This window comes from Streptomyces rubellus, from assembly GCF_036323805.1.
Lineage (GTDB): Bacteria > Actinomycetota > Actinomycetes > Streptomycetales > Streptomycetaceae > Streptomyces.
On the sequence record NZ_JAZDCX010000032.1, the window covers coordinates 24,253 to 48,721 of the forward strand.

General features: G+C 70.2%; 22 protein-coding genes. 20 read left to right on the top strand and 2 right to left on the bottom strand.

What is annotated here, in order from left to right; all coding sequences use genetic code 11:
• Positions 1 to 194: 194 nt before the first annotated feature.
• Entirely contained in the window at positions 195 to 1,217 is a 1,023-nt protein-coding gene (locus tag V1L54_RS27060) for a helix-turn-helix transcriptional regulator (RefSeq protein WP_330120771.1), read from the bottom strand.
• 294 nt (positions 1,218 to 1,511) lie between these two features.
• On the opposite strand from V1L54_RS27060, the gene V1L54_RS27065 reads away from it, so the two are divergent.
• On the top strand, positions 1,512 to 2,477 hold the full coding sequence (locus V1L54_RS27065) for a LysR family transcriptional regulator (RefSeq protein ID WP_330120772.1): 966 nt from the start codon (positions 1,512 to 1,514) through the stop codon (positions 2,475 to 2,477).
• A gap of 117 nt (positions 2,478 to 2,594) precedes the next feature.
• On the opposite strand, the gene V1L54_RS27070 is transcribed toward V1L54_RS27065, so the two are convergent.
• Positions 2,595 to 3,176 (bottom strand): CGNR zinc finger domain-containing protein, encoded by a 582-nt coding sequence (locus V1L54_RS27070; protein ID WP_330120773.1) that lies wholly within the window; start codon positions 3,174 to 3,176, stop codon positions 2,595 to 2,597.
• A 181-nt stretch (positions 3,177 to 3,357) separates the two neighbouring features.
• Between V1L54_RS27070 and V1L54_RS27075 the strand changes: the two genes are divergently transcribed.
• The 19 genes from V1L54_RS27075 (at position 3,358) to V1L54_RS27165 (ending at position 24,259) form a co-directional block, all read left to right on the top strand.
• A complete protein-coding gene (locus tag V1L54_RS27075) occupies positions 3,358 to 4,419 on the top strand; it encodes a DUF1015 family protein (RefSeq protein ID WP_330120774.1) in 1,062 nt (353 codons plus the stop codon).
• 129 nt (positions 4,420 to 4,548) lie between these two features.
• Positions 4,549 to 5,916: an MFS transporter gene (locus tag V1L54_RS27080; RefSeq protein ID WP_330120775.1), complete on the top strand. Its 1,368-nt coding sequence runs from the start codon at positions 4,549 to 4,551 to the stop codon at positions 5,914 to 5,916.
• Positions 5,917 to 6,018: 102 nt separating this feature from the next.
• A complete protein-coding gene (locus tag V1L54_RS27085) occupies positions 6,019 to 6,273 on the top strand; it encodes a hypothetical protein (protein WP_330120776.1) in 255 nt (84 codons plus the stop codon).
• Complete coding sequence (locus V1L54_RS27090; RefSeq protein ID WP_330120777.1) at positions 6,270 to 9,440, top strand: non-ribosomal peptide synthetase; 3,171 nt, start codon at positions 6,270 to 6,272, stop codon at positions 9,438 to 9,440. The genes V1L54_RS27085 and V1L54_RS27090 overlap by 4 nt, the downstream gene beginning before the upstream one ends.
• Positions 9,437 to 10,189 carry an alpha/beta fold hydrolase gene (locus tag V1L54_RS27095; protein ID WP_330120778.1) on the top strand — a complete coding sequence of 251 codons (753 nt, stop codon included), beginning with the start codon at positions 9,437 to 9,439 and terminating at the stop codon, positions 10,187 to 10,189. Before V1L54_RS27090 ends, V1L54_RS27095 begins: the two co-directional genes overlap by 4 nt.
• Positions 10,186 to 10,950, top strand: a complete 765-nt coding sequence (locus tag V1L54_RS27100) for an SDR family NAD(P)-dependent oxidoreductase (RefSeq protein ID WP_330120779.1) — start codon at positions 10,186 to 10,188, stop codon at positions 10,948 to 10,950. Before V1L54_RS27095 ends, V1L54_RS27100 begins: the two co-directional genes overlap by 4 nt.
• Before the next feature lie 6 nt (positions 10,951 to 10,956).
• Positions 10,957 to 12,237: a glutamate-5-semialdehyde dehydrogenase gene (locus tag V1L54_RS27105; RefSeq protein WP_330120780.1), complete on the top strand. Its 1,281-nt coding sequence runs from the start codon at positions 10,957 to 10,959 to the stop codon at positions 12,235 to 12,237.
• 15 nt (positions 12,238 to 12,252) lie between these two features.
• Complete coding sequence (locus V1L54_RS27110; protein ID WP_330120781.1) at positions 12,253 to 12,531, top strand: acyl carrier protein; 279 nt, start codon at positions 12,253 to 12,255, stop codon at positions 12,529 to 12,531.
• Complete coding sequence (locus tag V1L54_RS27115; protein WP_330120782.1) at positions 12,528 to 13,889, top strand: TrpB-like pyridoxal phosphate-dependent enzyme; 1,362 nt, start codon at positions 12,528 to 12,530, stop codon at positions 13,887 to 13,889. The genes V1L54_RS27110 and V1L54_RS27115 overlap by 4 nt, the downstream gene beginning before the upstream one ends.
• Positions 13,886 to 15,070, top strand: a complete 1,185-nt coding sequence (locus tag V1L54_RS27120; protein WP_330120783.1) for an acyl carrier protein — start codon at positions 13,886 to 13,888, stop codon at positions 15,068 to 15,070. The genes V1L54_RS27115 and V1L54_RS27120 overlap by 4 nt, the downstream gene beginning before the upstream one ends.
• Positions 15,067 to 16,587, top strand: coding sequence for a class I adenylate-forming enzyme family protein (locus V1L54_RS27125; RefSeq protein WP_330120784.1), 1,521 nt, complete (start codon positions 15,067 to 15,069; stop codon positions 16,585 to 16,587). Before V1L54_RS27120 ends, V1L54_RS27125 begins: the two co-directional genes overlap by 4 nt.
• Positions 16,574 to 17,920, top strand: a complete 1,347-nt coding sequence (locus V1L54_RS27130) for a type III PLP-dependent enzyme domain-containing protein (RefSeq protein WP_330120785.1) — start codon at positions 16,574 to 16,576, stop codon at positions 17,918 to 17,920. Before V1L54_RS27125 ends, V1L54_RS27130 begins: the two co-directional genes overlap by 14 nt.
• A complete protein-coding gene (locus tag V1L54_RS27135; protein WP_330120786.1) occupies positions 17,881 to 18,153 on the top strand; it encodes an acyl carrier protein in 273 nt (90 codons plus the stop codon). The genes V1L54_RS27130 and V1L54_RS27135 overlap by 40 nt, the downstream gene beginning before the upstream one ends.
• Positions 18,150 to 19,361 carry an acyl-CoA dehydrogenase family protein gene (locus V1L54_RS27140; protein ID WP_330120787.1) on the top strand — a complete coding sequence of 404 codons (1,212 nt, stop codon included), beginning with the start codon at positions 18,150 to 18,152 and terminating at the stop codon, positions 19,359 to 19,361. Before V1L54_RS27135 ends, V1L54_RS27140 begins: the two co-directional genes overlap by 4 nt.
• A complete protein-coding gene (locus tag V1L54_RS27145) occupies positions 19,354 to 20,553 on the top strand; it encodes an acyl-CoA dehydrogenase family protein (RefSeq protein ID WP_330120788.1) in 1,200 nt (399 codons plus the stop codon). Before V1L54_RS27140 ends, V1L54_RS27145 begins: the two co-directional genes overlap by 8 nt.
• Positions 20,550 to 21,194 carry a 4'-phosphopantetheinyl transferase family protein gene (locus V1L54_RS27150; protein ID WP_330120789.1) on the top strand — a complete coding sequence of 215 codons (645 nt, stop codon included), beginning with the start codon at positions 20,550 to 20,552 and terminating at the stop codon, positions 21,192 to 21,194. The genes V1L54_RS27145 and V1L54_RS27150 overlap by 4 nt, the downstream gene beginning before the upstream one ends.
• Positions 21,191 to 22,189: a hypothetical protein gene (locus tag V1L54_RS27155; protein WP_330120790.1), complete on the top strand. Its 999-nt coding sequence runs from the start codon at positions 21,191 to 21,193 to the stop codon at positions 22,187 to 22,189. The genes V1L54_RS27150 and V1L54_RS27155 overlap by 4 nt, the downstream gene beginning before the upstream one ends.
• 3 nt (positions 22,190 to 22,192) lie before the next feature.
• The gene (locus tag V1L54_RS27160) at positions 22,193 to 23,743 is read left to right on the top strand and encodes an amino acid adenylation domain-containing protein (protein ID WP_330120791.1); all 1,551 of its coding nucleotides are present in this window, start codon (positions 22,193 to 22,195) and stop codon (positions 23,741 to 23,743) included.
• Between the two features lie 12 nt (positions 23,744 to 23,755).
• A complete protein-coding gene (locus V1L54_RS27165) occupies positions 23,756 to 24,259 on the top strand; it encodes a flavin reductase family protein (RefSeq protein ID WP_330120792.1) in 504 nt (167 codons plus the stop codon).
• Positions 24,260 to 24,469 lie beyond the last annotated feature (210 nt).

Consider the following 24,469-nt stretch of genomic DNA (forward strand, 5'->3'; position numbering starts at 1 on the left):
CGTGCCGTATGAAGACTGCGGGATCGAGCACGTTCCCGCGGCCGGACTGCCTACTACCGCCCGGGTGGGCTGGGCGCTGGCCAGTACCGGTGGCGAGGGCGGGGCGGTAGCTCTCTTCGGGCGCCTGTGAGTTCCGGTGAGAACCTCGGCGCCGCCAGTGCCCCGGCCCCGCCCGGCTCGCAGCGGAGGGGTGGTCAGGACCGGCGTTCTTCGGCGAGACCGAAGAAGTAACCTGCCTGCATCCGGCTGATTGCCCCGGCGTCTTTCAGGATGCCTGCGATGTGCCGCCTGCAGGTGCGTACGGACATACCCAGGTCGCGGGCGATGGCTTCGTCCGTGGCTCCGTCCAGGAGCATGCGGGTAATCACCGTGCGGTGCTTGTCGGTCACGGTCCGGGCCTGTTGCCTGCTGGTTTTGTCCGGAAACGGATCGGAGTCGATCCACATTCGTTCGAAGGCGGAGACAGTGAAGGCCACCATGCTCGGATCTCGGACGAGCACGGCGGCTTGCGGGTCGTGCTGGTCGGAGATGACTGCGGAGGAGCGGTCGAAGGCGATCAGCCGGGTCAGTGGCTTGGCCGAGGTCCTCACGTGCGCTCCCAGCGCGGCGACGCGCTGGACGTAGGCGACGGTGGACTGGCTGAACAAGGCGGTGTTCTGGTAGAGCGTGCGCATCCGCACGCCCCGGCGCAGCATGGCCTCGTCCCTGTGCAGGGCATCATCCAGTACGTCGGCTGATCGGCCTCCGCCGGGCTGGCAGGTGAGCACTTCGGTGGTGCAGCGTGCTGCCATCTCGGTGATCGTGTGGCGTACTCCGCCCAGGTCCGAGAGGGTCTCCGCCGCTTCCAGCCGGGTCTGGTGGACGGCGCTGTTGGTGTACAGGGCGAGTAATGAGTTCAGCGTCTGCCGCAGTTGGTTGACGCTGCGTTGGTGTTCGAGCAGGCCATGTTGTAAGGGCGAGAGGAGCTGGGCGGACGCACTCAGCGGATTGACCGCGCACAGCTCCCTCTCCTGGCTGACCGCAGGCTGCAGCAGGTGCATGGCACGTAGTTCCTGACAGGCGGCTTCGGCGGCAGTCAGGGGCAGGCCGAGCTCGACCGCGATGTCCTCGGGATCGACAGCCAAGTGGCTCAGGGCCAACTCGTAAGCGCGGTGAGCGGCATCGGAAAGTTCCACGGCAATCTTTCCCCTTTCTTTCAGTATGTCGGATTTGCTCACTGCTCACTTTGTGGACATGCAGGGTGCTGACGGTTGGGGCGGCGGCTGCGCACTGCGCGCCAGGGCAGGCGTGAGGCGTCGGCGCGAAGCAGCGTCTCCGCGGGAGGAAGGGAAATCCGGATGTCTGGTCGTGTTACGTTCTCCACGCTCATCACCCAGCGGCACCACTTTGGTGCGGCCGCCCCCCGACGCGTGGCTTTGGATCCGCCAGCCGCAGCCCGCGACGCCGGCCCGTCCTCCGGCGACACCGGCTGGGGTGTCGTGAGTCCCGTGGCGTTCTGCCTGGTCTGACGCATGGACCTCAAAGAACTGTCTGCTTTCTTGGAAGTTGTGGAACGCGGCAGCTTCACCAAGGCAGCTCACCGCCTGGAGTTGGCACAGCCCACGGTGACCGCTCGGATCAAGTCGTTGGAACGATCGGTGGGCACCTCACTGATCGTCCGCGGCGCGCACGGCGCCCGTCTGACGTCGGCCGGACGCCGATTTCACCGGTATGCAAGCCGGATCGTTCGGCTGAGTGAAGCCGCACGGTCGGCGGTCGACGGGGCCGCCGGCCAGTCGGCGTCGCTGGTGATCGGCGCTGCGGACTGCCTGGCCGCCTACCGGCTGGTGCCGCTGATTGAGTACATGCATCTGCGCCACCCCGAACTGGAGGTTGCCTTCAGCGGACTGCTCGACGAGCCCTGGGCCGAGCTGTCAGGCGGTCGGCTGGACTGCGCCCTTTTCGTCGGCCCCAGGCTGCAGCGAGGCGATATCGCGCACCGGGTGTTGTGCCGCGAGCGGCTGACCCTTGTGGCGCACCCGGCGTACCCGGTGGCCGCCCGGAACCGGATGGAGGACGGCGACCTGAAGGGGCGGACCATGGTCTGCGCGAACCGCGGCGGCTATCAGGAGGCTCTGGAGCGGCATCTGGCCGTGCAGGGCTTGGATGTCCCGGCTCTGGCGGTGGGCTCGGTGGACGCGGTCAAAAGAAGCGTGGCGGACGGTGTGGGGGTGGCGGTGCTCCCCGCCGTCTGCGTGGCCGATGAGGTGCGCGCCGGTATGCTGCAGCGGATCGACTGGGAGCCCGGATTCGAGGTGTTCGCGCAGTGCGCGTGGCGCCGTGATCTGGCGGACGACCCCGCCTTCCGTGTGATGCTGGCGACCGCTGTGCAACTGACCGCCGAGAACACCCCGGCAGCCGCCGTACGGCGCGAACGGCCAGCCCGGACCGCGCGGAGGCATCCACACCTCACTTCCCACACCTCGTCGGCACGCTGAGGCCGTGCCAGTGGTGTTCGAGAAAGTCGCATGGCTTCGTTACTCCCCGTGCCGCGACCGGCTATGCGCACCAGAGGGACATCTGGCCAAAAGACGGGCGTCGGGCAGGGCTGGTGCTCAGACGGCCGCAGAGACGCGGTCGGCGGACTGCCTGGCTGTGCGACGACGAGCCTTGGCCCGGTTGCCGCACACCCGCATCGAGCACCAGCGCCGGCTGCGGTTCTTGGAGACGTCCCAGAACACCCAGGCGCAGTTGTGCTCGGCGCACCGCTTGAGCCGGGCGGCCTCACCCGTCACCGTCAGTTGTGCCCATGCCGCTGCCAGCCGTGCCAGCGCCTGGGAGACGGGGGACAGACGGGGGTCGGGCACCAGAGCCTCCTCCGCGCGTCCGGTGGCGCCCGGCGCGCGGACCTGTGCCAGCAGCGGGAGTTCACGCAAGGCGGCGTCGGCTCCGGCGAGCACTGCCCGGTCCGGCATCTCGCCGACGTTCGCCCCCAGTTCCTCGCGGATGCCGTCACGCAGGCGCAAGCAGCGGGAGTGATCGTCGGAACCGACGCGGTGCGGGCGGTCGAGCAGACCGTGCTCCAACAGCCAGTCGTGAAGGCCGACGGGGGTGCTGAGTGTGTCGGTGTCGAGTTCGACATCCACGGTGTTGGCGAATGCCTCGACCAGTCGGGCCGCGGCTGGTTCGTCGATCATGATCCACCTCCCTGCACGGCCAGGGTACACCTGTCAAGCCGTTCGATGGTTACCTCTCGCGTGACCGCCTCGGAGCTATTCACGAATCTGATGATCCGCTCTTCCTTTCCTCGTCCAATCACCGGGAATCCGCGAAGATGTCCAGGTTGTCAACTGCTGCCGACCGGAAGGCCGATAGCGCATGGACGTGAACATTCTTCAGGGTGAGCGGGGGACACCGGGGCGGGAAAATCAGCACAAGTTCCCGGAGAGGCGTGCTGCGCCTCTTCTGCATCCCTTCTCCGCTCGGGTGGCGGGAATGCGTAGCGGAATTCCTGCGGATTTTTTCGTGCTGGAGCAGTGGGCGGGCCGGCAAGTGATACAGCGCGGTCTGGTAGGAGCGCTGGATCTTCGTGCGCTGGGGTCCGGAGCGGTCCGCCGGCACGAGGCGGTCGAAGAGGACCGGGTGGAGCGGGTGCGGCAACGCATGTGCGCGACGGAGGGCTGTGACGAGCCGGTCCTGCTGCTGGCGCGTGCCTGGGCGGGGGCCGGCCCCGGGCCCGACCCGGTGTGCGGCGCCGCCGTCGGCGTGACACCTAGGACGGGCGGAGGGGAGCAACGGCTGTTCCGGGCGGGCGCGGTACCCCGCGTCGACGGCCCGCTGCTGGTGGCGGACGGCCACCACCGGCTGGAGGCGGCTCTGCGCCTCCAGCGGGAGCACAGCGGCCGATCCGGACCCTGGGACCGGCTGCCGGCTCTGGTGGTGGATGCGGCCCGACATCCACCAGCGCTGACGGCCATCAACCGCGTCATCCCCGGGATCGGCGTGCGCCAGGCCGTGCGCGCGGTGGCCGGTCTCGCCCGGGTGGTGCGCTGTGATGCCTCAGCGCGGCCCGAGCCGCGGGAGCCGCTGCTCTGCGGGAGCGGTGAGGTGTGGCGGATCACCGGCTTCGATCCGGATGTGGTGCGAGGCGCGCTGTCAGGCTCGCCGCGGGCCTGGGCGCGCCTCGACACAGCGCTCGCGGACAGGGTGGTGATTCCGGCGATCCGGTCCGCCGGCGGAGCCCGGGCCGAAGAGGTGCGCTGCGTGCACCGACCTCCGCAGCCGCAGGCGCGCGGCGGGGTGGGCATTGTCCTGGCGCCGCCGACAACGGCGCGGATCTGGTGGCACGCCTCCGCCGGGGTGCCCATGCCGCGCAAGACGAGCTCCTTCGGCCCCAAGCCGGTCCCAGGGCAGATCACGTACCCGTACGCGGTGCCGTAGCGGCGGGTGGCATGCCACCACATGATCATACCCGGTAAAACGCTTTGCCGGTTGCATGTCCCCCTTGTGTGGGGGGAGAATCGATGGAGTGTAACCAGTGAAGCCGTTGACAGGTGAGGAAGTGATCTCATGAGTGCTCAGACAGCCACCGAATCCGCTCCGCCCCCACCGACCGCGACCGCCCCGACCGTGCCGACGGAGGCCACCGGCACCCGCAACAGCGTGGTCCTGCTGGTCTTCACTGCGATCACCAACATCGCCGACGGCGTCACCAAGATCGTTCTACCCCTGCTGGCAGCCCGACTGACCGATGTGCCGATCCTGGTCACCACCGTCTCGCTCGCCCTGACGCTGCCCTGGCTTCTGGTGGCGCTGCACGTGGGGGTGCTGGTGGACCGGTGCGACCGCCGCCGCCTGCTGTGGACGGCCAACGCCATGCGGCTGGTCGCAGTGGGAGCGCTGATCCAGCAGGCGGTGACGGACGGCCTCACCCTGCCGGTACTGTGCGCGGCAGCAGCCGTACTCGGAGTCGCCGAGGTGATCGCCCTGACCGCGGCCGCCGCCATGATCCCGGCCCTGGTGCCGCCCACCGGCCGGGCACGCGCCAACGCCTGGATCACCGGAGCGGAGACGGTCTGCAACGAGTTCTGCGGCCCGTTCGTGGGCGGGATACTGCTCGCCGCCGGCACCGCCATCGCGCTGGGCACCACCTGGGTGGCCTACCTGGCCGCCTCGCTGCTGCTGTACGCCCTGGTCGGACGCTTCCGAAGCGCCCGGAACGGCGCACCGGCGACCGACCTGACAAAGCCGCCCACCGGAGAGTCCGGGCCGCTCCAGAAGGACACGGCAGCCCCTCAAAAAGTCAACCAGCAGATCGTCGAAGGGCTGCGCTACCTGTGGCACCAGCGGCTGCTGCGCACCATGGCCCTGATCCTCACCGTGCTGTGCGCCTGCTGGGGCGGCTGGCTGGCACTGATGCCCCTCTACGCGACCGGACCCATGGCGCTGAACTCACAGCAGTACGGCACGCTGCTCGGCGCCCTGGGGCTGGGCGGCCTGACCGGCGCGATAGCCGTCACCCGCCTCAACCGAGTCCTCGGGCAGCGTCGGGTGATGTTCGCCGACCTGGTGGGCACCTTCGCCATGATGGCCGTCCCCGCCTGCACCACGAACCTGTGGGCGGTGACCGCCGCGGCCTTCATCGGCGGCATGGGCGGCACCCTGTGGGCCGTCAACGCCCGCACCATCAGCCAGAACCTCGTGCCGGACCCCATGCTGGGCCGCTACAACGCCGTCAGCCGGCTGTTCAGTTGGGGAGCGATGCCGGTCGGCGCAGGACTCATCGGCGTGGTCGCCCAATGGGCCGGGATGCGCACCGCCTTCCTGGTGTTCGCCGCGGCCACCGTCGCCACCGTGGTGCCGTTCCTGCGGGTACTCACCCGGCGAACCCTGGCCGAGGCGGTTGCCATATCCCCCGCTACCACCAGCCGGAATTAACTCCTTCGATGGCTGCCGACTTCTTTCGTTGACCGTTCCGCCGATCGTCGTGAATGCTTCTTGTGGTGATATCGGGAACAACGTCCCCGAGGAGATTCCGCGATGACACGAAACGACGGAACCACGGATGATGAAATCAATTCCGTCATCGAAGCCCAGGTGTCCGGAGCGTACGACGACGCATCCCTGATTTCCGAAATCGGACTGGACTCACTCGCCGTCGTGCGCATGGCCGTCCAAACCGCTCCCGGGCAGGATACCGAGATCGACCTCGCGGGACTGGCCGGCGTCCGGACCATCGGCGATCTGCGGCAGTGGCTGGGCGTACTGCGCGCCGCTACGGCAGGTGCCCAGTGACCGCCCCGGCCCGCACCCGTGAGCGCGAACTGCCGCTGACCGGCTCGCAAGCGGGCCTGCTGATGGTGTGTCGCACGGTGCCCGCCGCCCACCTCTACAACGTCGTCACCGAACTGGACCTGAATCCGGACCTGACGCCGCAGCGCCTGGCGGAGGCGCTGCGCACAGTCCTGGCGATCCAGCCCGCGCTGCGGCTGGCCTTCCGGGACACGCCGCACCCGCATGCGGTGCTGACGGCCGTCCCCGGTCCCGGGCAAGTCCCCCTGGAGAACACCGCGGCGCCGGCAGACCTGTTCGACCAGCGGCGCGCGGAACTACTCGACCGGCTCGGACGCACCTCCTTCGACCCGACACGAGCCCCCCTGCTGCGTGCCGTGCTGCTACGCGCCGAAGACGGGACCCGTGCGGCACTGCTGCTGGTGGTGCACCACCTGGTCTTCGACGGATTCTCCCTGTCGCTGTTCGCCGCCGACCTGTCCGCCGCCGTGCGCGGCTTGCCAGACCAGGACGCGCTGTGCGAACAGCGTGAGCAAGCCCTGTACCGCGAACTGGCGGCGCAGTCGGCCATCGCTCGCGATGAGCGCACCGAGCAGGCCGCCGCAGCCCTGGCCGAGCGGCTGCGCACCACTTCCGCCACCGTGCTCCACCCCCGCCCAGGCCGCCCGAGCACGACTGACTTCACCGGTTCCCGCACATCTGTGCGGCTGACGAACGACGACTCACAGCGGCTGGACGCGCTGTGCAGCACTCTGGGCGTCACGCCGTTCGCGTTCTTCGCCGCCCTGTACGCGGTGGTGCTGGCCCGCCACACCGCGCAGGACGAGGTGGTCTTCGGCAGCCCGGTCGTGGCCCGCCGCACCGCCGGTTCCTTCGCCCTGTGCGGCTTCTTCGTCAACACCCTGCCCACCGTGCTGGACGTGCGCTGGGACGAGCCCTTCGAGGACTTCGTCCGCGGCGCCGCACGGCAGGCCACTGACGCACTCCGACGCGACGCCGCCGTCTCCTTCGATCAGGTTGTACGACACGCCGCCCCGGACCGCTCCAGCAACCGCAATCCGCTGTTCTCCTGCATGCTCGCCATGCAGGACACCGCCGGGCCCCGGTCCGACAGTGTGGTGCGCGCAGTACGCGAACACGGCAATGACACCGCCAAGTTCGACCTCTGGCTCGGAGCCACCCCCTCGCCCGAGGGCTGGCTGCTGGAACTGGAACACGACGTGAGGCTGTTACCGCACGCCGTCGCGGACGCACTGGCCGACTCGCTGCGCGGGGCACTGCACCGGGCATTGCGGCACCCCGGCGCCAACCCGGCCGAACTGTTCGAAGACGCCCCGGCTTCCGGCGCCCACCCCGGCCGCACCCCGCGCCCACCCTTCCCTGACCTGCACCAGTGGCTGAACCAGGCAGCCCACCGACGGCCCACGGCGATCGCGGTCGAGGAGGACGACCGATCACTGACCCACCACGACCTGGACCGGCTCGCCGACACTGCAGCCGGTGTACTGGCCGAGCGGGGTGTAGGGCCCGGCACAGTGGTCGGCCTGACCACCTCGAGTCTCGTCGACACCGTGGTAGCGATACGTGCGCTGCTCGCACTGCGCGCAGTGTTCCTGCCGCTGGACCTGACACTTCCCGCCGACCGGCTCGCGCACATGGTGCGTACCGCACGGTGCGCCCTGGTCATCGGCGAGGACGCGCCCGAGGGAACAGAGGTAGTGTCCCCGGCCGCCCTGGCGACCTCCGCCGACCACCCCGGAGCCCCGAACGGCACGCAGCCGGGCGGTACCGCTGACGGCGTGTACGTGATGTTCACCTCCGGCTCCACCGGCCTGCCCAAGGGCGTGCTCATGCACAACGGTCCGCTGGTGAACCTGACCGCCTGGCAGATCCATACGCTGGGGATGGACGAGCACACACGTTTCCTGCAGTACGCCCCCCTCGGCTTCGACGTCTCCTTCCAGGAAATCATCCCGACCCTGGTAGCCGGCGGCACCGTCGTCTCCCGTACACCGGCCGACCGCCGGGACCTGCCGGCTGTGGTGAGGCGGGTGAGGGAGCAGCACGTCACCCACCTGTACCTGCCCGTCGCCGCGTTACGCCCTTTCGCCCGGGCCGCCGAGCAGGCTGGAGAGAACCTGTCCGATCTGCGCGAGGTGTGCGTCTCGGGCGAGCAGCTGATGGTCGACGACGCGGTGGAGGAGTTCTTCGCCGCCCGCCCGCACCTGAGCCTGCTCAATCTCTACGGGCCCACCGAAACTCACGCCGTTACCACCCACCGGCTCACCGGCCGACAGCGGCCCTGGCCCCGTCACGTCCCCATCGGCCGCCCGCTGCCCGGTGTCGACGCCCACGTGCTGGACCGGGCCGGCCGGCTTGCGCCCGTCGGCGTACCCGGCGAACTGCACCTGGGCGGGGACTGCCCGGCCACCGGCTACATCAGCGACCCCGCCAGGACCCGCGAACGGTTCCTGCCCGATCCACGCGGCGGGCACCCCGGCGCCCGGATGTACCGCACCGGCGACCAGGTACTGCACGACGAACACGGCGACCTGGTCTTCCTCGGCCGCAACGACGACCAGGTGAAGATCCGCGGACACCGGGTCGAACTGGGCGAACTGGAGACCGCCGTATCAACCCACCCGGGCGTACGGCAGGCGGTCGCCACCGTGCACGGCGACGCCGAGGAGCGGCGCCTGGTGGTATTCACCGCCCCGGAGCCCGGTGCGGTACTCGACGAGGAGGACATCGTCAGCCACTGCGCCCGCGTGCTGCCGGCCTACATGGTCCCCGCCCGGGTGCTGACCGTCACCTCCGTACCCGTCACACCCAACGGCAAAGTGCATCGAGCCGCGCTGCTCGCCGAGGCAGAGCCCGCTCTGCGGCGGCCGACCGGGACGGTCACCGGGACGGTGCGCACCGATGACCCGGTGGAGCGCCGGCTGCAGCATCTGTGGGCCGAACTGCTCGCGGCCGCCGATGTCCCTGTGGACCGCTCCCTGCTGGAGTACGGCGCCCACTCGCTGAACGTGCTGACCGCGCTGTCCCAGGTCGAGCAGCTCTACGGGGTGCGCGTGCCCATCCTCGACTTCTTCGCCGAACCGACGGTTCGCGCTCTGGCCCGGGCCGTGACAGCGGCCACCCCCGACCGCGACGGAGACCTCCGGTGACTACCCGAGAACCACACCTCCTGACCACCTTCGCCGACCGCCCCGGGCCTCTGCCGAGCGTGCTGCTGCACCCGGCCGGCGGAGGACTGGGCCAGTACCTTCCGCTGGCGGCCCGCCTCGCCCGGCTCGGACCGGTGCACGGCGTCCGCGCTGCCGGCCTGCTGGAGGGCGAGCGGCCCGACAACAGCGTGCCCGAGATGATCCACCGCTATGAAGCCGAACTGGCACAACTACGGCTCAAGCCGCGGCTGCTGGTCGGCTGGTCGCTCGGTGGCGTTCTGGCCTGGGAACTGGCCGCTCGACTGGCCGGAAGCGGCCCCGCCCCCGCCGTGGTGATGATCGACAGCTTCGCCGAGCAGGAACCGGACACTACCGCCCGCGGCGCCGTGGCCGAGGCTGTCGAGCAATCGGTGACCGCACTGGGCGCCGGAGACGACTCGGCCCGGGCACGGGACACCGCCCTCGCCCACATCACCGCAGCCGGTACCCACCGCACTCGCGTTGGGCACGACGGCGAAGCCCTGCTCATAGCCTGCGCAGGTCCCCACCGGAACGTCCAGGTGGGCCACTGGCAGCAACTGACCGACCGGCTGACCGTCGAAAACCTGGACTGCGGCCACTTCGAGGTGTTCCAGCCCGGGAACCGGGAGCGGCTCCTGCAGTCGCTGGAGGCGTTCCTGACCCGCCTGACCACCACCGCGTCACCCGTCACTGTGGCCGGAACCGCAGCCGGGGAGACCTCACGATGACCGCCAGCCCTCCGCCCGCGGACGGTGCTCCCGCACCGCTGGCCATCGTCACCGGCGGCACCCGCGGTATCGGACTGACGCTGGCCCACCGACTGATGCGGCTTGGCCACCGGACCGTCGCCCTGTACCGGACCGACAAGGATGCGGCCCAGGCCGCATCCCGCGAGCACGGGCTCTTCACCCTGTGCGCCGACGTGTCCGACAGCGCCTCGGTGCGCGCCGCGGCCGAACACATCCTGACCGAGCACGGCACCCCCCGGGTGCTGGTCAACAACGCCGGCCTCAACATCGACCGGCCGTTCCTCGAACTCACCGAGGACGACTGGCAACGTGTGCTCGATATCAACCTGACCGGCCCGTTCCTGCTCACACAGGCGCTGGCCCCGGCGATGCTCGCGGCCGGCGGCGGATCCGTCGTGAACATCGGCGCCACCACCGGTATCCGCCCCCGCACCAACGGCGCCAATTACGCCGCGAGCAAGGCCGGACTCCTGCAGCTGACGAAGTGCCTGGCGCTGGAACTCGCTCCCACGATCCGGGTGAACTGCCTGATTCCCGGCATGACCGAGACCGAGGAACTCGTCACCCGGTTCCGGCTCGACGACCCACAGCGCCGCGCCGCGGTGCTGTCCGAAATCCCGCAGCGGCGCATCGGCACGACCGAGGACATCGCCGACGCACTGGAGTTCCTCGTGGGCTCCGGCAGCGGCTACGTCACCGGCCAGAAGCTGATCGTCGACGGCGGCCAATTCATGTGGTAGGAGACCATGACCGAGGAGATACTCGCGTCCGCCCGCTCCGCGGCGAACAACGCACCGCCCGTCGGCGATCCCGCCTACGCCCGCTACTGCGACCTGCTCGCCCGCCTGCTCACCCGGCACTGGCCGACGGTCCTGGCGGCCAACGCCGAGGACCTGTCCGACGCTGAACAGCGCGGACTGCCCGAGGTGCTGCTCGGCCGACTCCGCCTCGGCGATGCCCACCTGCGGCAGCTGACCGACCTGACCCAGGCAGTACCCACCGAACTCGCCGCCCTGACCGCCCCCGACGAGGGCACGGTGCTCACCGGCCGCGGCCGACTGCGCCGCGTCCCCAAACCGCTCGGCGTGGTCCTGATGGTGTACGAGGCGCGGCCGACCGTCACCGTGGAGGGCGCTCTGCTGCCCGTGGCGGCGGGCAACGCCGTCCTGCTGCGCGGCGGCAAGGAGATCGCCCGCACCAACGCAGCGCTGGGCGAGGTCGCCCGCGAGGCGCTGCGGGCCGCCGGGCTGCCCGCCGAGCTGGTGACCGTCCTGGACGACCCGGACAGGCGACTGCTGCGGGCCCTGCTCAAGCGCCATGACGCGGTGGACGTGCTCATTCCCCGGGGAAGCCCTTCGCTGATCGACCACTGCCGGTCGGCGACCGCGATCCCGGTGATCGCCAGCGGCGGCGGCGTCAACCACCTGTACGTGCACCGCGATGCCGACCTGGCGCTGGCCGCCGAGATCGCGCTGGACAGCAAGCTCCCGGAGCCGACCGCCTGCAACACCGCCGAGATGGTCCTGGCGGATACCGAGGTCTGCGAGGAGTTCGCCGCGGCCCTGGTCAAGGCGTCCGAGCGGGACGGCAGGCAGGTGACGATCCGTCTGGACCCGCGAGTGACGCCACCGCCCGCCGCTCCCGAGCTCTGCCGGATCGAGCCGCTGCGCGAACACGATCTGGGCCGGGAGTTCCTCGACACCACTATCGCAGTGCGCCCCGTGACCGGCCCGGACGAAGCGCTGACGCACATCCGCCGCCACGGCTCGGGCCACACGGAGGGCGTGGTCACCTCGGACGGCGCGGTCGCCGAGGAGTTCGCCCGCCGTGCCGACGCGGCCGCCGTGGTCGTCAACGGCTCCCTGCGCCTGCATGACGGGCCGACCCTGGGGCTCGGCCCGGAAATCTCGATCAGTACCGGGCGCCTCCACGTGCGCGGCCCCGTCACCCTGGCCGCGCTCGTCACCCACAGCTGGCTCGTCGAGGCGGGCGGCGCACTGCGCGGCACCGCCACCGACCCGTCCTGACCCTCTGGAGCAGTAATGATCACCAAATTGGACTACGGCACGGTCGCCGAGTCCGTCAAACACGTCGTGATAGCCGAGTCCCGGCTGTCCCTCGCCCCCGCCGACATCAACGACCATGAACCCCTCAACGGCGAGGTACTGAGCGTCAACTCGCTCGGCTTCGTCGGCATGCTGGTCCGGCTGGAGGACGAGCTGGACGTAATGCTGTCCGACGACCTGTTCGTCGGCCGTACCTTCCACACGGTCGACGATCTCGTCAAGGCGGTGCTGAGTGCGGCGGAGGCCTCCCGGTGAGCGCCGTGGACGTGCCCCGGCAGTGGCGCAGCGCGCTGCCTCACCTGGACGAGCCGCTGCCGCCGGACCGCACCCCACTCTCCTCTCCGGACGACTCGGGCGTGAGCGTCAGCCTGCCCATGGAACTGGTACGGCAGAGCGTCCAACCGCGTGAGCACTGGCCCATCCCCGCCGAGGTCGTGGACGCCTACCGCGCATTCCGCCCCACTCCGCTATGGCGCGCGACCCGTTTCGAGCAGGCAGTGGGCGCCCGGGTGCCGGTGTACGTCAAATACGAGGGCGGCAACATCTCCGGCAGCCACAAGCTCAACACCGCGCTCGCGCAGGCGTACTACTACCGGCGAGCCGGCGTGCGCGAACTGGTGACCGGCACCGGGGCCGGCCAGTGGGGCACCGCCCTGGCAGCAGCCTGCGCTCTGTTCGGTCTGAAGTGCACGGTCTTCATGGTTGGCAGCAGCCTGCGCCGCAAGCCCTACCGCGGCACGCTGATGCGCACCCTCGGAGCACACGTGCACGCCAGCCCCAGCAGCCTCACCGAGGTCGCCCAGCGACCGGAGACCAGCGGCAACAGCCTGTCACTGGCGATCGGCGAAGCCGTGGAGTACGCGGCACACACGGACGGCGCCGCCTTCTGCATCGGCAGCGGCGAGACGTACAGCATCCTGCACCAGTCGGTGATCGGCATCGAGGCATCTGAGCAGCTCGACGAACTCGGGGTGCGCGCCGACGCAGTGGTCGGCTGTGTGGGTGCGGGATCCAACTTCGGCGGCCTTGCACTGCCGTTCTTCGCCGACGCCCGCACCGCCGGCCACGAACCACCGCTGCTGCTGGCCGCCGAGTCCAGTGCCACTCCCAAACTCACCTGCGGCACCTACGCCTACGACCGCACCGACGCCACCGGAACCGGGCCACTGGAAGCGATGTACACCATTGGCAGCTCCTACCCGATCCCCGACTCGCACGCGGCCGGGCTGCGCTTCCACGGCGCAGCGAAGATACTGTCGGCGATGCGCGGCCGGGACCTGATCGCGGCTGCCGCCGTCGGGCAGGTAGAGGCGCTGGAAGCCGGACGGCTATTCACCCGCACCGAGATGGTGCTGCCTGCCCCCGAGTCGAGCCACGCCCTGGCCGCCGCCGCCCGGCTGGCCGCAGGCACCGAGGACGGCACCGGTCGGCTGCACGCCGAGCATGGTGTCCTGGTCTGCGCCAGCGGGCACGGCTACCTGGATCTGGGCGCCTACCAGCAGCTCATGGACGGTGAGTTAGCGGATGAGGCCGCCGATCCGTACGAACTGCTGCGCGCCGTCTCCGGCCTGGACCGGGTAGACCGGCCCGCAGCGATCGGAGGCCGGTCATGACCGCTGCCCCGGTGACACCCACACCCACCCACCCCCACCAGAGCGCCCTGCCTACCGGCGCAGCCTGTGAACTGCTCGACTGCATACAGACCGGTCCAGCCCTACTGGCGGAACGCTGGTACGGGCCGGACGCCGACCTGGCGCTGGGCGCGCACCTGAGCTTCGCTCCCGAAACCGGCCCAGAAGGACTGCCAACCGTCGAACTGCCCACCGCCCGGCACCTGGTCGAGCAGGCCCGGTCCGCCGGACTGACCGTGGTGGACAGCACCTCGGTTCCAGCCGGGGTGCCGCTGGCACCGGCCGAGGGCCGGGTCGTGGTCGCCGACGCCTACTATCTGCCCTGGGTGCCCTACCAAGGCCGGCGCCACATGGCACACGGCTTCCTGCTGGAGCCGGACAACGACCACGCCACCGTCCTTGACGGATATCACAACGAGACACCATGGGGCAGTGCCCGACCGCTGCGCCGCGTCCTGGGCCCCGGCGGCCTGACCGCTCCCCCCGGCGGTGCCCTGGTCGTCACCCTCGCCCCTCAGCCCGGCAACCGGAAGTCGACCGAACCCCGGCTCGACCTACCCGATGCCACCGACGTCAACGCCTACGCACGGGCCTACGCCGAGCACCCTGACCGGGCCGCAGCCCTGGAGCGACTGACCCTGGAGAGCTGGCTACTGACCCGCTCCCGGGCGTTGCACCTGCGCTTTCTGCACTCGCGTGGCGCGCTACCGGACGCCTTGCAGGCCGAGCGGCACGTCGCGGACTGGGCGGAGCTGGCGGAAAGCATCTATCTGGCGCACCGCCGGGTAGCGCGCGGGCGACCGGAACCTCCAGGGCTGGCCGACCGGCTGGCAACCCGGCTGCACGGCGACCGCAAGGCCTTCGGTCCGGCCGGGGCAGGCAGCACACCGGACGGCGCAGTCCGCACCGCGGTGGCAACCGTCACCGCCGAGGTACTCGGCACCGACACCGAGACGGTGCTCACCGCCACAGCTCTCACCGAGATCCCTGGCTTCGGCTCCTTCCGGGTGATCGAGATCGTCGAACGCCTGGAAGGCGAACTGTCCGTGGAACTGGCGCCACAGGACCTGGTACCGGAGAACCTCCACCAGCTGGAGGGCCTGTGCCGCATCGTCACCCGTGCCCGCGCCGAGCGGCCGCAGCCCCAGGGAGGAGCACGATGACTGCTCGGTCACAGCTGTTGCATCACTTGCTGGACGAGGCGGCCGACCGCTGGCCGGACCACCCGGCGGTGACCGGCGCGGACGTCACCTTGGAGTACCGGTCGCTGTCCGACGCCTCCCTGCGCTTGGCATCATGGCTGCGGGAGATAGGGATACGGCGCGGCGACCGGCTGATTATCGCCGCTCCCGGTACGCCCTCCGTGGCGGCCCTGACCTACGGAGCGTCCCGCGCCGGGGTGGCCTTCTCGCTGCTGCACGAACAAGTCCGCGGCGTGCAGTTGCGGCACGTGCTCGACGACGCGAAACCGGCGCTGCTGGTCTGCGACGACCCCGGCTCGACAGCCGCCGCTGAGCAACGCGGAGTGCACACCGTGAGCACCGCCGAGGTCACCGCGCACGCCACAGACAGTTTGGCCCCCGCCGCCGTGCCAGCCCCTCCGGAGGACGGCCCGCTGCCGGTTGATGCGGTGTGCCTGATCTACACCTCGGGAACCACCGCCCTGCCCAAGGCAGTGGTCAGCACCCATCAGCAGATGGTCTTCGCAGCGGATGCCATCGGACAGGTCATCGAGTACCGGCCGGACGACACCATCTACAACCCCCTGCCGTTGTCTTTCGACTACGGCCTGTACCAGCTGTTCCTGGCCGCCCGCGCGGGCGCCCATGTGTGGCTGGGAACCCCCGCTGAGGTAGGCCCGCCACTGCTGGCGAATCTGGTGCGCTCCGGCGCCACCGTCCTGCCGGCGGTGCCCTCGGTGGCCGACGCCCTGGCCCGGCTGCTGCACCGTCCCCGAAGCCCACGACCGGCACTACGGCTGCTCACCAACACCGGAGCCTCGATGCCCCGGGAAACCCTGGCCGCACTGCGGCGGAAACTACCTCGGCTGTCGGTCCAACTGATGTTCGGACTGACCGAGTGCAAACGCGCGACCGTGATGCCCCCCGACGGCGACCTGCTGCGACCCGGCTCCAGCGGCCGGGCCCTGCCCGGCACCGAGGTGTTCACCGTGGACGAGGAGGGACGACGCCAGCCCCCCGGCGCAATCGGCGAAATCACGGTGCGCGGACCGCACGTCATGGCCGGCTACTGGCGCCGCCCCGAGATGACCGCCCAGCGTTTCCACCGCGCCCACGGCCTGTTTCCCCAACTGCGCACCGGCGACTACGGGCGAGTGGACGAAGAGGGCTTCCTGTACTTCGAGGGCCGACGGGACGACATCTACAAGGAGAACGGCTTCCGGGTCAGCGCCACCGAGGTCGAGGCGGCAGCCCGGCGCATCCCCGGAGTGTCGGCGGCGGCCGTGCTGCCCCCGGGCCCGGCGGAACACGCACTTCTGTTCGTCTGTGGCGCCCTGTCGCCCGCCGAGGCCTTGGCCGCGATGCGAGAGCAGATCGAGGAGTTCAAGGTGCCGCAGCAATGCGTCGTCCTGGAGCGGATGCCACTGACACCGAACGGCAAGACCGACCGCAAGGCACTCGCCGCCGGAATCCGGGAGGCCGCCGATGCCCGCACCTAGCCCGGCAGCGTCGATCCTGCCGTCCCTGCCACCCGCGACGATCGCGGCGCTGCCCACCCCGGTGTACGTGTACGACCTGGCCGCCGTGCGCCGCAACCACGACACGCTGCGCACCGCCCTGCCGGCAGACACGGACCTGTACTACTCACTGAAGGCCAACCCGCACCCGGACGTGCTCACCGCACTGCGACAGCGTGGTACACGACCCGAAGTGTGCTCCAGCGGTGAGCTGGACGCAGCACTCGCCGCCGGGTGGCCGGCCACCGAGGTGCTCTACACCGGTCCCGGCAAACGCGACGCGGAGATCGGCCACGCGCTGCAGTGCGGAGTACAGCTGTTCTCAGTGGACTCCCCCCACGCGATCGAACAGCTGGACAGGCTGGCTGCCGCGCTGGGAACACGGGCCCGCTGTCTGCTGCGGATCAACGACGACCAGCCGGTACCAGGGCAGGGACTGGCCATGACCGGCGTCGCCTCGCAGTTCGGCGCGGACACCGCCTGGGTGCTCGCCGAGCCCACCCGGTTCGCCAGCCGGCCACACGCCGAGGTAACCGGCCTGCACCTGTACATGGGCACCAACCTCACCGACCCCGACGCCCTGCTCGGACAGTTCGCCCGCTCACTGGCCACCGCACGGGCGTTGCGCGAGGCGCTGGCCCCACACGGCGTGCGGCTGCGGACCCTGGACCTGGGCGGCGGTTTCGGCGCGCCGTTCGCCCGCGACGGCACGGCCGTGGATCTCAGCGGGTTACGCCCGCGGCTGGCCGCGCTGCTGGACGCCGAACTGCCCGGCCGAGCGCACTCCGGCCCCAAGATCGCCTTCGAATCCGGCCGCTACCTGGTCGGCACCGCCGGGGTGCTGTTGACGTCCGTGCTGGACGTCAAGCGTTCCCAAGACAAGGACGTAGTGGTGCTGGAGTCGGGGATCAACCACCTCGGGGGCATGTCAGGACTGCGCCGCCTGCCGCCGCTGGCCCCGCACCTGGTGACCGGCCCCGCGACCGGGCCCATGCTGAACGCCCTGGTCACCGGCCCTTTGTGCACCCCACTGGACACCTGGGCACGGGCGGCGCGACTGCCCGCACTACGGCCCGGCGACCGTGTCGCCGTACCCAACGTCGGAGCGTACGGCCTCTACGCCAGCCTGATCGCCTTCCTTGGCCACCCACTGCCCGCTGAGACCGTGATCGACGGCGACCACCCCGAACAGCCGCCCCGAATCACCCGACTGCGACTGCACCGCACCCCCGAGCGAGAGACACACCACAGCACCAATGAACAGGGAGAACTGCGATGGACCCCCGATTCACCGACCTGCTCACACCCTTCCTGAAATTCCTCGGCGACCGCGAGATCACCGCCGACTCGCCACTGCGCGAGCTCGGCCTGGACTCGATGCAAGCCATCGAGGTGCTCTTCGCGCTCGAGGAAACCTTCGACATGACCCTGCCGGACGACGACATGAACGACGCCACCTTCGCCACCGCCGGCAGTCTGTGGGCCGCGGTCAGCGCCGCCCGAGCCGACCAGCACCCGGCCGCCAACGAGACAGCGAGTGCCGCATGACCGCCACCACGCTCGGTCCCGGCAAGGCCGCGTCCGCCCCGGCCGACCCAGACGGTCCGGTCGGCCTGCACGACCGAGTCGCCTCCGTCGCCGCCGTCGCCGCCGAGCACGCGCAACGCCATGACCGGGACGCCACATTCCCCGTGGAGGCGCTTGCCGAACTGCGCCGCACCGGGCTGCTCGGCCTGCTCGTCCCCACCCGGGACGGCGGGCTGGGCGGCGCCGTCAAAGACATGGTGGAGGCAAGCACCGTCCTGGGGCGCACCGACTTATCGACCGCGATGATCTTCGCCATGCACTGCCAGCAGGTGGCGACCGTGGTGCGCTACGCACACGGACCACTGCGGGCCGAACTGCTGCCGCAGATCGCCGCCGGCCAGCGGTATCTGGCGTCGGTCACCACCGAGACCGGTAAGGGGGGTCACCTGCTCAGCTCCCAGTCCCCCCTGGGCACCGAAGGCGGCGACCTGCTCGTGGACCGCTTCGCCCCGGTGGTGACCGGCGGACGGCACGCCGACGGCTACCTGATCACCGTGCAAAGTCCGCAGCCGGACTCCGAACACCAGGTGTCGCTGGTGTACGCACGGCGAGACCAGCTCACCGTTGAGCGGCACGGGAGGTGGCAGCCGCTGGGCATGCGCGCCAGCGACAGCGGTGCGCTGCGCCTCACCGGGCGGGTGCCGCCCCACCAGACCGTCGGCGCCCACGGTTCCTTCGCCACCATGGCGAAGGAACTGTTCGCACCGATGGCCCACCTCGGCTGGTCGGCGTGCTGGCTGGGCACCTCGGCGGGCGCGCTGTCGCGAGTACTGAAACTGCTGCGCTCGCCGCAGGGCCGGAACAGGACCGACCTGGGCTCGGACCTGCTGCTGACCCGACTGGCGGAGACGCGGCAGCGCCTGGACGCGGTGCACGCGCTGCTCCAGCGCGCACAGCGGGTGGTGGCCGCGGGCGGTGACCTGAGCCTGCCACGGGTGCAGCTGCTACTCAACACGCTGAAAGTGACCGCCTCCGAGGACTGCCACCAGGCGGTGCAGATCCTGATCGACGCCCTCGGCATGCGACACGGCTACCTCGGTGACTCGCCGACCGGACTGGAACGGGCGCTGCGTGACTTGCGCTCGGCGTCCCTGAACTACAGCAACGACCGGCTGCGGCTGGCTGACGGACGGCTCGCACTGCTCGACCCGGAGGTGCGCTTTGGCTGACACGCCCGCTGCCGACCGGCATCTCCGGCCGGGCCTGCGCCCGGCCGGAGACCGGGGAGCGGCTGCCCACGGCACGGACACGGCGGCCTTCAGTGCGACCGTGCGCGCCGCCCTGACCGACCTGTCCCCCAATGCCCCGGCCGACCGTGTCTGGGCAGCGCTCGGTGCCTGCGGAGCACTGCGCGGCCTGTACCGGCGGGGTGTGGTAACCGGCACTACACCGCACCCCGCCAAACTCGCCGCGCTGCTCGCCGCCGTGGACGCCCGCGCCGACAACGGCGTCACGCTGAGTGTGCTCGTGCAGGTGGCCAGCGCCATACCGCTGCTAGCCGCCCGTGCGCCAGCCACCGGCCCAGTGCGCCGCACTCTGGAGGAGGCCCTGGACGGCAAGGCGTCGGTGGCTCTGGCCGCCACCGACGGTGCCGCGCCCGGCTCGGACCTGCCAGGCCTGGCGACCCGGGTACAGATCGCTCCAGAAACAGTGGTGGTCGATGGCCGCAAGCGGTGGATCACCACAGCGTGCACAGCAGAGCACCTGTTGGTGCTGGCACGCCACCGCCCCGGCCGCCACTTCACCTCCTTCACCTGGGTACTGGTACCGGCCGCCACTGCCGGAGTGCAGGTCCGGCCGGCCGGAGGCGACCTGCTCGGCGCAGCCCGCACCGGCCACATAGACCTCACCGGCGTCCGCCTGGACGCCGACTACCTCGTCGGCCGACCGGGACGCGGCATGGCGGATTTCGCTCACCACATGGGCACCGAACGGCTGGCCGGAGCACTGTGGGCGGTGGCGCTCACCGGCAGGATGCTGCGGGATACCCGGACCGCACTGACCGGACGCACGGTGGACGGCAGGCCCCTGTGGCACAACGATGCCGTCCGGCAGCGCTTCGCCGACTGCCTGGTGCGGGCCCGCCAGCTAAAGGCACTCTGCGAAATGCTGGGCGAACGGATCACCGACGACCACGACCTGGTGGCCGCCGCACTGCTGAAGGCTGCCACCGGACCGACAGTCGACCACGTGCTGGCCGAGTGCGCCCAACTCCGGGGAGCAGACGGCTTCGCACCCGGCGGCGTCCAGGAAGTCCGCTGCGAGGCTGGAGTATTCGGCATCGGCGGCGGCGTCACTGGATTAGTGCTGGCGACAGTGGCCGACCACGCCGAGACGGTACTGCAGGAACTGCGGTCATGAAGGCGCGCCCCCAACAGGTCGCTCCCGGGGTGTGGGTGGCCCGCGGCCTGCGCGACCACTGGCGGACGGCGCCGATCCATCCGCTGGACCGGACCGCCGCCGAAGGGTTCGGCCCGTACCGGGCTGAGGAGTTCCTCGCCGGGCGCGCCCTGCTGAGAGCCCTGCTGGACGCCGTGTACCCGCAAGCCGCCGAGGACATCGTGTGCACCGATCCACGAGGCAGGCCCCACCTGGCGCGGACACCGGACACCGGCATCAGTGTCTCGCACGACGGACCGGAATTAGCCGTTGCCGCTGCCCTCGGCCGCCGGATCGGGGTGGACGTGCAGCGCCCACCGCACACGGTGTCGCAGGCACTACTTAAGCGCTGTCTGCACGATCACGCACCACGGGTGATGCTCAGCCCGAAACGAGAGCATGGCATGGTGCTCGCCCGGGTGTGGACAGTACAGGAAGCCTGCGTCAAGGCCGCCGGAACCGGACTGGCCGGGCACCCCTGGAACATCGACGTGGCGCCCGACCAACTGCGCGGCCGCTGGAGCGGCTTCGAATGGGTCTCGCTACCCGCCGCCCAGCAGGCACCGCTGAGCTGCGCCTACTCCACACCGGTCCGCTGTGCCGAAAAGGAAAAGACCTCATGACCCCCACACCGACTGCCGCGCCGCACACTGCACCAGCCGCCGCATCAACCACAGCGCCGCCGCTGAGCTGCTACACCACCAACCTGCTGGCCGTCCTCACCCTGGAGACACCCGACACACCCACGCGGTTCACCGATGCGGTGCGCCTGGCAGTGCGCACCGACCTCGGCCCAGGCGAAGCGGCCTTCTCCCACCACCACCGAGTGGACATCACCTCCGATGGCAGCGAGCTGGCCTACCGCGGCGCGGACCGATGGGCCGACGCGAGCAGCGCGCTGGCCGCCGCGGTACACAACCGCGGACCAGTGCTGGCCGTCGCCAACACCGCGACCCTGCCCTGGTCGCCCGCATTTGGCCGGGCCGTCTCCCCGCACTGGGTGATCCTCTTGGCCGAGGACAACGACAACTGGTTGGTCGCCGACCACTTCGAAGCGCTCACACCGTTCGGCGAGCAGCACCCGGTGCGGTGCCGCCTCACCGGAGCACAACTGGCCTCCGCGCTGCTGCTGCCCGCCGAACTGCCCGCCGAACTCACTCGCCGCGACCGCATGGCCCTGGGGGAGCAGGTAACCGAGCCACCCACTGGACGGTACCGATGGCTCACACGCACCACTCCCACCGGGCCCCTCCCTCCCCGGCCCGGCCACACGCCCGGCCCCGGACAGTGGACCCACGGTGCCGCAGAAGTGATCCGCCACATGGCGGATATCTTCCGCAGCCACCCGGAATCCGTCGCCCGCTACACCGACGACCTGTGGGCGGCCGGCCGCCACCAGACCTATCGGATCTCCCGGCTCACCGGCGCGGGCGTGCTGGACCCACAGGCGGCCGGACGACTCAGCGCTACCTGGGCCGAACTGCCACGCGTACTGCGGTTCGCCTCCGCCTCCGCCGAGCGCGGACGCCCCCGGCCCGGCATCGTCGACCGGGCCATGGACCAACTGACCGACGCGTACAGCCACACGGCTGTGCCGTACACCGAATGGGAAGGATGACCCATGGAACGCACCCTGTACGAGTGGTTCGCCGACACGGTGGCCCGTAACCCCGGTGCGGTTGCCCTGGAAGCGGACGGAGCGCAGCTCACCTACCGCGACCTGAAGGCCTTCGCCGACCAAGTGGCCGGGCGACTGATCGCCGCCCACGGAGGCGTTCCGCGCCGGGTCGGACTGCTCGCCGAGCGGCGCGTCGCCAGCTATGCCGGCTACCTGGCCGCTCAGCGGCTCAACGCCACCGTCATTCCGCTCAACCCTGCCTTCCCCGCTGCCCGCAACACCGCCATCGCCACTGCCGGAGAGCTGGACCTGGTACTGGCGAGCGAGGCGGCTGCGGACGATGATGCCCTCTCCGCACTGCCAGTACCGGTACTGCGAACAGGTCAGGCTGAGGCCGGAGGGCCGCCGCCGATACTGCCAGACCACCGAAACGAGCCGGACGCTATCGCATACGTCCTCTTCACATCGGGCTCGACCGGCGTCCCCAAGGGCGTGCCGATCAAGCACCGCAACGTCTCGGCCTACTTGGACCACGTGATCCCGCGCTATGGGCTGGGACCTGGCTGCCGGATGTCGCAGACCTTCGACCTGACCTTCGACCCATCGGTGTTCGACATGTTCGCTGGCTGGGGGAGCGGAGCCACAGTGGTCGTGCCGAGCCGAGAGGAACTGCTCGCACCGGTGCGTTTCGTCACCTCCCGCCGACTGACCCACTGGTGCTCCGTGCCGTCCGTCGTGTCCTTCGCCCGCCGCCTGCGCAGCCTGGCCCCGGACAGCATGCCTACCCTGCGCTGGAGCCTGTTCTGTGGCGAGCCACTGCCCCTCCAAGACGCACTTGCCTGGCGCCGGGCCGCCGACGGCAGCGACCTGGAAAACATCTACGGGCCCACTGAACTGACCGTCACCTGCACCGAGTACCGGCTCCCCAGGAACCCCGCGCGCTGGCCGAACCCCACCAACAGCACGGTGCCCATCGGTATGCCCTATCCCGGCCTGGAGCACCTGGTGCTGGACGCTGATGGCCACCCCGCACATGAGGGTGAACTGTGCATACGCGGACCGCAGCGCTTTCCCGGCTACCTCGACCCGGCCGACAACGCCGGCCGGTTCGTGGCCTTCGACGGCGATGCCGCCCAGATTTACGACGGCACGGTGCCGGTCGGCGATGATCTGTGGTATCGCACCGGTGACCGCGTAGTACGCCAGAACGGACACCTGGTACACCTGGGCCGACTGGACCAACAGGTCAAGGTACGCGGCTACCGGGTTGAACTTGGTGAAATCGAAGCCGTGCTGCGCTCGTCACCCGGTGTGCGTGACGCCCTGGTAGTGGCACTCCCCGGCACTGACGGCGAACCCGAACTGCACGCGGTGTGCACCGGCGACGGCTTGTCCAACCAGTCACTGCAGGCCGAGACGCGCCGCCTCCTGCCGGCGTACATGGTGCCCAGGACCGTCAGTATCTACGAGCGGCTTCCGCTCAACCCCAACGGCAAAATCGACCGCAGGTCCGTTGCCGAGAACATCGGCCGGACCGTTCTCCACGCCTCCTGACGGGGACAACCGATGACGATTCAGAGCCTGCGCCCGCAGACCTCCCTGGTGTCTTCGGACGCCTACCGTCGCACCGCCTCCCGACTGCCCACCGCGGTCGCCGTGGTGACCGCGCAAACCCCCGACGGTCCGTCCGGGTGCACGATCAGTGCCGTGATGTCACTGTCGGTGTCCCCGCCGGCCATGGCGGTCTCGCTGACCACCGGCAGCCGCACCCTGGCCCATGTGCTCGACGACGGACGGTTCGCGGTGAACGTGCTGCCATGGACCGCCCGCGCCTTGGTCCAGCAGTTTGCCACCGGGACCCCGGCCCAACGGTTCGCAGAGGTGGACTGGCGGACAGAGCACGGCGCACCGGTGCTGTCGGTGGCGCCCGTTGTGGTGGTCTGCGAGGTCGCCCAGTGCACTCCGCTCCTCGACCACACTCTCGTGGCCGGAACGGTGCTGTGGATGCACGCCGAGGAGGAGCCCGGCATGGTGCTGTTCGGCGGAACTCCTTATGCGGTCGGGCGCTGATGCCGTCGGGCCTCTACCGCAGACCCTTCCGAACCGTCTTCGGACGCGCCTCCGGCTCATTGCTAGCCGGGGGCGCGCTCCTCTCCGCTGACCGGCGGCTCCACCGGGAATCTTCGATTAGCGGCTTACTGCAGCAACAGTTCGCTGTCGTCGCTGGTCAGCGGGCTTCCCCGGAGCGGATTGAGTAAGCGTCCTGCCGACTGCCTGGAA

What these genes read in the sequence shown, in the direction of transcription:
- V1L54_RS27165 (WP_330120792.1), top strand. Translation starts at nt 23,756, where the DNA reads ATGACGATTCAGAGCCTGCGCCCGCAGACCTCCCTGGTGTCTTCGGAC.
- V1L54_RS27100 (WP_330120779.1), top strand. Translation starts at nt 10,186, where the DNA reads ATGACCGCCAGCCCTCCGCCCGCGGACGGTGCTCCCGCACCGCTGGCC.
- V1L54_RS27135 (WP_330120786.1), top strand. Translation starts at nt 17,881, where the DNA reads ATGGACCCCCGATTCACCGACCTGCTCACACCCTTCCTGAAATTCCTC.
- V1L54_RS27150 (WP_330120789.1), top strand. Translation starts at nt 20,550, where the DNA reads ATGAAGGCGCGCCCCCAACAGGTCGCTCCCGGGGTGTGGGTGGCCCGC.
- V1L54_RS27140 (WP_330120787.1), top strand. Translation starts at nt 18,150, where the DNA reads ATGACCGCCACCACGCTCGGTCCCGGCAAGGCCGCGTCCGCCCCGGCC.
- V1L54_RS27105 (WP_330120780.1), top strand. Translation starts at nt 10,957, where the DNA reads ATGACCGAGGAGATACTCGCGTCCGCCCGCTCCGCGGCGAACAACGCA.
- V1L54_RS27160 (WP_330120791.1), top strand. Translation starts at nt 22,193, where the DNA reads ATGGAACGCACCCTGTACGAGTGGTTCGCCGACACGGTGGCCCGTAAC.
- V1L54_RS27120 (WP_330120783.1), top strand. Translation starts at nt 13,886, where the DNA reads ATGACCGCTGCCCCGGTGACACCCACACCCACCCACCCCCACCAGAGC.
- V1L54_RS27130 (WP_330120785.1), top strand. Translation starts at nt 16,574, where the DNA reads ATGCCCGCACCTAGCCCGGCAGCGTCGATCCTGCCGTCCCTGCCACCC.
- V1L54_RS27075 (WP_330120774.1), top strand. Translation starts at nt 3,358, where the DNA reads ATGGACGTGAACATTCTTCAGGGTGAGCGGGGGACACCGGGGCGGGAA.
- V1L54_RS27065 (WP_330120772.1), top strand. Translation starts at nt 1,512, where the DNA reads ATGGACCTCAAAGAACTGTCTGCTTTCTTGGAAGTTGTGGAACGCGGC.
- V1L54_RS27125 (WP_330120784.1), top strand. Translation starts at nt 15,067, where the DNA reads ATGACTGCTCGGTCACAGCTGTTGCATCACTTGCTGGACGAGGCGGCC.
- V1L54_RS27085 (WP_330120776.1), top strand. Translation starts at nt 6,019, where the DNA reads ATGACACGAAACGACGGAACCACGGATGATGAAATCAATTCCGTCATC.
- V1L54_RS27070 (WP_330120773.1), bottom strand. Translation starts at nt 3,176, where the DNA reads ATGATCGACGAACCAGCCGCGGCCCGACTGGTCGAGGCATTCGCCAAC.
- V1L54_RS27080 (WP_330120775.1), top strand. Translation starts at nt 4,549, where the DNA reads ATGAGTGCTCAGACAGCCACCGAATCCGCTCCGCCCCCACCGACCGCG.
- V1L54_RS27155 (WP_330120790.1), top strand. Translation starts at nt 21,191, where the DNA reads ATGACCCCCACACCGACTGCCGCGCCGCACACTGCACCAGCCGCCGCA.
- V1L54_RS27110 (WP_330120781.1), top strand. Translation starts at nt 12,253, where the DNA reads ATGATCACCAAATTGGACTACGGCACGGTCGCCGAGTCCGTCAAACAC.